Origin of the sequence: Ruegeria denitrificans, assembly GCF_001458295.1 — a bacterium.
Classification (GTDB): Bacteria; Pseudomonadota; Alphaproteobacteria; order Rhodobacterales; family Rhodobacteraceae; genus Ruegeria; species Ruegeria denitrificans.
In genome coordinates this window covers 129612-136553 of the sequence record NZ_CYUD01000012.1, presented here as the reverse complement: position 1 = coordinate 136553, position 6942 = coordinate 129612, and the positions used below count along the sequence as shown (strand labels likewise).

The 6942-nt window shown below is 56.7% G+C and carries 10 protein-coding genes; 7 read left to right on the top strand and 3 right to left on the bottom strand.

Annotation, left to right across the window (positions count from 1 at the left end; translation table 11 throughout):
- Positions 1 to 100: 100 nt before the first annotated feature.
- Entirely contained in the window at positions 101 to 442 is a 342-nt protein-coding gene (locus tag RUE5091_RS17735) for a RidA family protein (protein WP_058283275.1), read from the bottom strand.
- A 520-nt stretch (positions 443 to 962) separates the two neighbouring features.
- Here RUE5091_RS17735 and RUE5091_RS17725 point away from each other — a divergent pair.
- Positions 963 to 1628 carry a Crp/Fnr family transcriptional regulator gene (locus tag RUE5091_RS17725; RefSeq protein WP_058283273.1) on the top strand — a complete coding sequence of 222 codons (666 nt, stop codon included), beginning with the start codon at positions 963 to 965 and terminating at the stop codon, positions 1626 to 1628.
- Here RUE5091_RS17725 and rpe read toward each other — a convergent pair.
- Positions 1625 to 2311, bottom strand: coding sequence for a ribulose-phosphate 3-epimerase (gene rpe / locus RUE5091_RS17720; RefSeq protein WP_058283272.1), 687 nt, complete (start codon positions 2309 to 2311; stop codon positions 1625 to 1627). The genes RUE5091_RS17725 and rpe overlap by 4 nt on opposite strands.
- 184 nt (positions 2312 to 2495) lie before the next feature.
- Positions 2496 to 3206, bottom strand: coding sequence for a phosphonate metabolism transcriptional regulator PhnF (phnF, locus tag RUE5091_RS17715; RefSeq protein ID WP_058283271.1), 711 nt, complete (start codon positions 3204 to 3206; stop codon positions 2496 to 2498).
- 102 nt (positions 3207 to 3308) lie between these two features.
- Between phnF and phnG the strand changes: the two genes are divergently transcribed.
- The 6 genes from phnG to RUE5091_RS17690 are packed head-to-tail and all read left to right on the top strand — an operon-like array spanning position 3309 to position 6940.
- Positions 3309 to 3767: a phosphonate C-P lyase system protein PhnG gene (phnG, locus tag RUE5091_RS17710; protein ID WP_058283270.1), complete on the top strand. Its 459-nt coding sequence runs from the start codon at positions 3309 to 3311 to the stop codon at positions 3765 to 3767.
- On the top strand, positions 3767 to 4342 hold the full coding sequence (gene phnH, locus RUE5091_RS17705; protein ID WP_058283269.1) for a phosphonate C-P lyase system protein PhnH: 576 nt from the start codon (positions 3767 to 3769) through the stop codon (positions 4340 to 4342). Before phnG ends, phnH begins: the two co-directional genes overlap by 1 nt.
- A 3-nt stretch (positions 4343 to 4345) precedes the next feature.
- Positions 4346 to 5437 (top strand): carbon-phosphorus lyase complex subunit, encoded by a 1092-nt coding sequence (locus tag RUE5091_RS17700; protein WP_058283268.1) that lies wholly within the window; start codon positions 4346 to 4348, stop codon positions 5435 to 5437.
- Positions 5434 to 5682 carry a hypothetical protein gene (locus RUE5091_RS23120; RefSeq protein WP_131726332.1) on the top strand — a complete coding sequence of 83 codons (249 nt, stop codon included), beginning with the start codon at positions 5434 to 5436 and terminating at the stop codon, positions 5680 to 5682. The genes RUE5091_RS17700 and RUE5091_RS23120 overlap by 4 nt, the downstream gene beginning before the upstream one ends.
- Positions 5679 to 6539, top strand: a complete 861-nt coding sequence (locus RUE5091_RS17695) for an alpha-D-ribose 1-methylphosphonate 5-phosphate C-P-lyase PhnJ (protein ID WP_058283267.1) — start codon at positions 5679 to 5681, stop codon at positions 6537 to 6539. The genes RUE5091_RS23120 and RUE5091_RS17695 overlap by 4 nt, the downstream gene beginning before the upstream one ends.
- Positions 6536 to 6940 carry a VOC family protein gene (locus RUE5091_RS17690; protein WP_058283266.1) on the top strand — a complete coding sequence of 135 codons (405 nt, stop codon included), beginning with the start codon at positions 6536 to 6538 and terminating at the stop codon, positions 6938 to 6940. Before RUE5091_RS17695 ends, RUE5091_RS17690 begins: the two co-directional genes overlap by 4 nt.
- Positions 6941 to 6942 lie beyond the last annotated feature (2 nt).

Here is a 6942-nt window from a genome sequence, read left to right as displayed (position 1 = left end):
GTAATTCGCCTAGGCGAATAGCTGCGGAAAGGGCGCCCCTAGGGGCGCCCTTTTTTGTTGGAAGTCACAACTATATCTGCAGACTGCGTTTGCCGAGGATTTACTCGTAGGCCGCGTCTACGATGAATTCCACTTTCAACTCGGGGCGTGCCAGTTTGGCTTCTCCGCAGGCGCGGGCCGGTGCATGGCCTTTTGGAACCCAGGCATTCCAGACCTCGTTCAATCCGGCAAAGTCCTTCATATCGGCCAGCCAGATCGTTACCCGCAGCATGTTTTCGCGTGATGATCCGGCCTGTACAAGCAGGGCATCAATTTTCTCAAGGCAAATTCGGACTTGTTCCTGAATCGTATCACCCTCGGCGACTTGTCCGGTCAGGTAAGCTACACCGTTGTGTTTTACGATTTTCGAGGACCGTTCGCCGGTATCGATGCGTTCAATCATTGGGCATTCTCGTTTTTTGATGTTTGATGCGGGTGTTCATGGTCACAAGATGACCAGCTTGGCAATTGCTATTTTCCCGGTAAGCGCTGCGGTTGTCAGGACGGATTAATTTTCCCTCCATTTCAACGCAAAGAAATCCCCCCATATTTTCAATCGAAATAAAAGGTGCCGGACACTCGGGTGCAGGCGCCAGACAATCAAAGATTGGAGTGAACCATGATTGGCCTTCCGTTTGTACATTACAGCACGCGCATCTTGCACAGCATCGATCTGGACGACATGCAGACTGCCATTTTAAGCGGTGACGATGTTGTGTCTGGGGGTAAGGCACCTAAGTTGCGCTCGCAAAAAAAGGTAAGTCCGATTACCTTTCTTTCTGAAGAACCCGAGAGCTATCGGATAGATAAGCAATAGGCTGAATACAACAACGTGGCTCGGATCACCGCGACTGTTACACTCAACATGTATCCTTAAAGCGTGGCTGGCATCTGTCAGCGCGCACAGCTGACGAGGTAAGGGCATGGTGGGTTTGGACATTTTGGTAAACGTGGCGAATATCTTTTACCTGATTTCCTATTCGGTCCGAGACATCTTCTGGCTGCGTGTTCTGTCGGTGATCGGGGCGATGATCCTGCTGCCCTATTACTATCTGCAACCCGCACCACTTTGGGCTCCGATCGGTTGGAACCTGTTCTTCACCGGTATCAACATCTTTTGGATTGTGCGTTTGCTGTTGGAACGGCGTCCAGTGCCCTTTACCGATGCGGAACGGCACCTCTATGAAATCGCTCTGCGCAATTTCTCGGAACGGGATGCGTATAACCTGCTGAGAATGGGCGTTGCCAAGTCTGTTCCGGCCGGATCCAGCCTGTTAACGCAGGGCAGCCCGGTCCACAGCCTTTCGTTGATCGTGGATGGTGAGATCGACGTTGAGATGAACGGAAATCACGTTGATACGCTAGGCGAAGGTCGCTTCCTTGGCGGAACAGCCTTTCTGAGCAAAGATCAAGGGTTCGCGGCGCGAGTGACCGTGACGGCGCGAACGCCGTCACGCGTGATTGAATGGAAATTGCCAGATCTGACTGAAGAACTTCAGAAGCAGCCTGATCTGGCGATTTCAATCGAAGCCAGCCTTGGGCTGGAGATTTCGCGGTTTTTGCAAACCGCCAGATTGCAGATGGCCTAAAGCGCGGATTCTGCGGCGGCCCGAACGGCGCGTATGTTGTTGCCATAGACACCAGGAGTCTCAACTGATCCGCCTTTAAAGACGGCTGAACCGGCGACCAGAACGTCAGCGCCTGCGGCTGCAACCAGCGGGGCGGTTTTCGGATCAACTCCGCCGTCGATCTCGATATGCACAGGGCGGTCACCGATCATTTCGCGCAGTTTGCGAACCTTGCTGGTCATGTCGATGAATTTCTGACCACCGAAACCGGGGTTTACGGTCATGACGCAGACCAGATCAGTCATGTCCAGAAGGTGCTCGACCGCGTCAGCCGGAGTACCTGGGTTCAGAGCAACGCCCGCTTTCATTCCTGTAGCGCGGATCGCCTGCAGGGTGCGATGAGTGTGCGGACCCGCCTCGACATGGGCGGTGAGAATATCGGCCCCGGCATCGGCATAGGCTTGAATATAGGGGTCGACCGGCGTGATCATCAGGTGCACATCCATCACCGTTTTGACATGCGGACGGAAGGCTTTGACGGCTGGCGGACCAAAGGTCAGGTTCGGGACGAAATGACCGTCCATTACGTCGACATGGACCCAATCTGCGCCCTGTGCTTCGACGGCCTGAATCTCTTGTCCGAAATTGGCGAAATCGGCGGACAGGATCGACGGTGCGATCTTGATGGTACGGTCAAAGCTCATGGTGGCCTCGTGTCAGCTAAAGAGTCGCGGTCGCGTATACCTGCGTAGCGCTGCAAAGGGTAGCCCTTGTGGTTTCAACGGCGATTCAAAACTTTCACCTCGTTGTAGATGCACCGGCTGCGCCGGGCCCAACGGGATGAGGCCTCCGTAGTGAGGTCGAAGACAGGCGGGAGCGCTTTGTTGTTTAATCGTCGTTCAAGGTAAGTGTAACGCGCTCGCCTGCAAAAACAGTGCGACCGTATTCAACGGGTACTCCGTTCAGGTCGGCATTGATCCCCAATGAATACAGCACCGGCGCGCCTTCTGGTAGTTGCAGATGCAAGGCCTGCGTCGCTGTCGCGGCTCGAGCCGTCAGGCGGGTGGAGACGCGGGTGTAATCTGCGACGCCACAGCGTTGCAGGGCCTTGGTCACAGATCGTGTGTCTTGCAAAGCGGTCAGGATGTTGGGCAGGCGATCTGCCGGAAAGACGCTTTGGAACAGGCCGATTGGCTGACCGTCGGCCAGAGACAAGCCATCATACACATGAACTTTGTCTCCGGGGGCAAGCCGAAGGGCTTCGGCCTCAGTATCATCGGCCACACGGGTGGTCAGCGAGAGGATCGTTTTACCCGGCATCTTACCGCTGGCTGAAATGCTTTTGTGATATCTCACCCGCTTGCCAATCGGATAATCGGTCGGACGCGCGGCCACGAAAACGCCTGCGCCGCGCCGAGAACGGACCAGACCTTGTTCGGCCATGTCCGACAACGCCCGCCGTACCGTATGCCGATTGACCCCGTGTTGCGCCGCCAATTGCGACTCGGTTGGCAATCGGTCGCCGGTATTGAATCGCCCTTCGGCAATGTCCGAAGTCAGGCCGAGCGCGATGCTTTTCCAGACGGGCGTTTTGCTCATGTCACCAAACTTTCTCGGGTCGCGGATTGCGAGTCATTTTCTTGGAGTGTATAATTTGTCTAGTTGTATAGTTGATATAGACAACCTGGCCAAGAGGGTTTGATGACGGACCAGACGAAAACCGCGAATAGCGAACGTCAGGATTGGATGGGTTTGCTGGCCCGCGCGCCCGAAGACGTACTGATGGAATTGTGGGCCGAAATGGGCGGGCATCCGCGTTTTGAATGGCTTCGCAGCCCTGAAGTGGGTGGTGTGATGGTGCGTGGACGGACCGGCGGTACCGGCGCGCCGTTCAACCTGGGTGAAGTGACCGTCACGCGCTGTACGCTGGTGTTGCAGGATGGAATGGTGGGCCACGGATATGTGCAGGGTCGGTCCAAGCGCAAGGCTGAAGTCGCGGCGTTGATTGATGCACTGATGCAAACCGAATCCGCTGATGAGGTGCGTGCGCGGGTGATTACTCCGCTTGGCTGCCGGATGCAGGCGGTCAAAACGGCCCGGGCGGCCAAGGCTGCTGCTACCAAAGTCGAATTCTTCACGATGGCACGGGGAGAGAATTGATGGACGCTCAAAGCCAATTTTCGGGTGGGTTCCAGAACGCGCCGATTGACGCGGCCCATGCTTTTCGCACTGCGATGACTGTCATGGCACGACCGGGTGAAATTCGTCGGATCACAGGTGGCCAGCCTCCGGCGCCCTTATCCTTGGCAGCTGGGTCATTGCTGCTGACGCTGTGCGATCCGGATACAGGCGTGTTTTTGGCGGGTGCGATTGATACAGATGCGGTGCGGCAATGGCTGACCTTTCATACCGGCGCGCCGTTTGTGACAGCCGATCAGGCTGATTTCGCGGTGGGAACGTGGCATTCGCTGGCGCCTTTGGGACAGTTCCGCATTGGAACAGCTGAATATCCTGACCGTTCGGCCACTCTGATCGTGGAATGTGAAGACCTGCGTCCGGCTGGGTCGGTGCTGACCGGTCCGGGGATCAGGGACACAGCGCATTTATCGCTGCCGGACGTTCCGGCGCTTCAAGCCAATGCCGCGCGATACCCGCTGGGATGTGATTTCTTTTTCACCAGCGGTGACAAGATCGCGGCGCTGCCGCGGAGCACACAGATCAGGGCTGAGGGTTAGGCGATGTACGTAGCTGTCAAAGGCGGTGAGAAAGCCATCGAAAACGCCCATGCCTGGCTGGCCGAGGAACGGCGTGGATCAACCGATGTCACCGAACTCAGCATCGCGCAAATCCGCGAACAGCTGAGCCTTGCTGTGAACCGGGTGATGGCCGAAGGATCTCTGTTTGATCCCGATCTGGCTGCGCTGGCGATCAAGCAAGCGCGTGGCGACCTGATCGAGGCGATCTTTCTGGTCCGTGCCTATCGCACCACTTTGCCCCGGTTTGGCTATTCGAATCCGGTCGAAACGGGCCAGATGGCCTGCGACCGCCGAATCTCGGCCACGTTCAAGGATGCGCCGGGGGGGCAGGTGCTGGGTTCGACCTTCGATTACACGCACCGTTTGCTGGATTTTAAACTGGCCGCCGAGGGCGAGGTTCCTCTTGCACCCGAAAGCCAGCCGCGCTCAGAGCCGATCCCGCACATCGCTGATTTTCTGCAGGATGAAGGTATCATTCAGGACGAACCCACAAGCGACGCCACCCCCGGCGACCTAACCCGTGAACCGATGGAATTTCCGGCCGGACGCCCTCTGCGCCTGCAATCACTGACCCGCGGGGATGAGGGGTTTGTGCTGGGCATGGCGTATTCAACCCAACGCGGTTACGCCCGTAACCACGCCTTTGTCGGTGAATTGAGGATCGGCAAAGTCGCGGTCGAGATGGATATCCCTGAGTTGGGTTTTGCCATTGAAATCGGCGAGGTCGAGTTGACCGAATGCGAGACGGTGAACCAGTTCAAGGGCTCCAAGACCGAACCGCCCCAGTTCACGCGCGGCTACGGTCTGGTTTTCGGTCAGTCAGAGCGCAAGTCAATCGCCATGGCGCTGGTCGACCGTGCCCTGCGTTGGGGAGAGCTGGGCGAGGAGAATCTTGGCGCGCCCGCTCAGGACGAGGAGTTTGTGCTGAGCCATGCGGACAACATTCAGGCAACAGGTTTCCTCGAACATATCAAGCTGCCGCATTACGTGGACTTTCAGGCTGAACTGGAATTGGTGCGCAAGCTGCGGCTTGAGACAGATGGGCGGACCACTCCGCAGGAGGCAGCGGAATGACCCTGATCAGCACTACGTGGATAAGCGGCTTTTTGCCCCTAGTCGGCATCCTCCAACCCGTTGCCACCATATTCAGGGGCTCCGATCGCCTTCCATATACCAGCCTTGTCCCGCAGCATCGCTTCACGTCGCCGTCTGGAGTGGCGGATATGCAGGCAGAGATAAAACATAACGGTCAAAATGACCGCACCACATACAAAATAGTCCATAAAAACACCAAAATACAAAGTGATACATCAAAATGAATGAGTATAACTTTGCATATTTGGACGAACAGACCAAGCGAATGATCCGCCGGGCTATTCTCAAGGCTCTTGCTGTGCCGGGATATCAGGTGCCTTTTGCCAGCCGCGAGATGCCGATGCCCTATGGCTGGGGGACGGGCGGTGTGCAGGTGTCGGCCGCAACATTGACGCCCGAAGACACGTTCAAGGTGATCGATCAGGGGGCCGATGACACCACCAACGCGGTTTCGATCCGTAAGTTCTTTGAAAACACGGCAGGGGTGGCGACAACCGAAGAAACCACAAAGGCGACCGTGATCCAGACTCGCCATCGCATCCCCGAGGTGAAACTGACCGAGGATCAGATCCTTGTGTATCAGGTGCCGATCCCCGAACCTCTGCGCTTTCTCGAACCGCGTGAGACCGAGACCCGCAAGATGCATAGTCTTGGGGAATACGGCCTTATGCATGTGAAACTATATGAGGATATCAGCCAGCACGGGGCGATTTCGACCGCATATGCCTATCCGGTGAAGGTCTCGGGGCGCTATGTGATGGATCCGTCGCCAATCCCGAAATTCGACAATCCGAAATTGGAAATGGACGCAATCCAGCTGTTCGGGGCAGGGCGGGAACAACGCATCTATGCGCTGCCGCCGCATACCAAAGTGGTGAGCCTGGATTTCGAAGATTACCCATTCGAGGCCACCAAGGCCGACCACCCCTGCGACCTCTGTGGGGCTAAAGACAGTTATCTGGATGAGGTGATCATGGATGATGCAGGCGACCGGATGTTTGTCTGTTCCGACACGGATTACTGCCGCACGCGACGCGCGCAGGGGCATGACGGACGTTTAAGCAAGGAGGACGCAGTATGATGCGCCAGAATGTATTGGGAATTGATCACCTGGGCTTGACGGTCGCTGATCTGGTCGCGTCGAAAGGGTTCTTTGTCGACGGGCTGGGTTGGGACGTGGTTGGCGGCAAGCCGGAATACCCCTCGGCCTTCATCAGTAACGGTGCTGCCGTGTTGACCCTGTGGCAACAAAAAGGTGACAACCAGCGCGGTTTTAATCGCCACGCCCATGTGGGTCTGCATCACGTGGCGTTCAAAGTGCCTGACGAGGACGCATTGAACACCGTATTCGATGCCGTCAAGGATTGGTCGGGGGTCGAGGTTGAATTCGCGCCAGAGCCGTCCGGTGCAGGTCCGAAAATTCACTTCATGATTCGCGAGCCCGGCGGAAACCGGATCGAATTTGCCTACGACCCAAGGTGACG

Coding starts and splice junctions, on each gene's coding strand:
- RUE5091_RS17735 (WP_058283275.1), bottom strand. CDS start 442: ATGATTGAACGCATCGATACCGGCGAACGGTCCTCGAAAATCGTAAAA.
- RUE5091_RS17725 (WP_058283273.1), top strand. CDS start 963: ATGGTGGGTTTGGACATTTTGGTAAACGTGGCGAATATCTTTTACCTG.
- rpe (WP_058283272.1), bottom strand. CDS start 2,311: ATGAGCTTTGACCGTACCATCAAGATCGCACCGTCGATCCTGTCCGCC.
- phnF (WP_058283271.1), bottom strand. CDS start 3,206: ATGAGCAAAACGCCCGTCTGGAAAAGCATCGCGCTCGGCCTGACTTCG.
- phnG (WP_058283270.1), top strand. CDS start 3,309: ATGACGGACCAGACGAAAACCGCGAATAGCGAACGTCAGGATTGGATG.
- phnH (WP_058283269.1), top strand. CDS start 3,767: ATGGACGCTCAAAGCCAATTTTCGGGTGGGTTCCAGAACGCGCCGATT.
- RUE5091_RS17700 (WP_058283268.1), top strand. CDS start 4,346: ATGTACGTAGCTGTCAAAGGCGGTGAGAAAGCCATCGAAAACGCCCAT.
- RUE5091_RS23120 (WP_131726332.1), top strand. CDS start 5,434: ATGACCCTGATCAGCACTACGTGGATAAGCGGCTTTTTGCCCCTAGTC.
- RUE5091_RS17695 (WP_058283267.1), top strand. CDS start 5,679: ATGAATGAGTATAACTTTGCATATTTGGACGAACAGACCAAGCGAATG.
- RUE5091_RS17690 (WP_058283266.1), top strand. CDS start 6,536: ATGATGCGCCAGAATGTATTGGGAATTGATCACCTGGGCTTGACGGTC.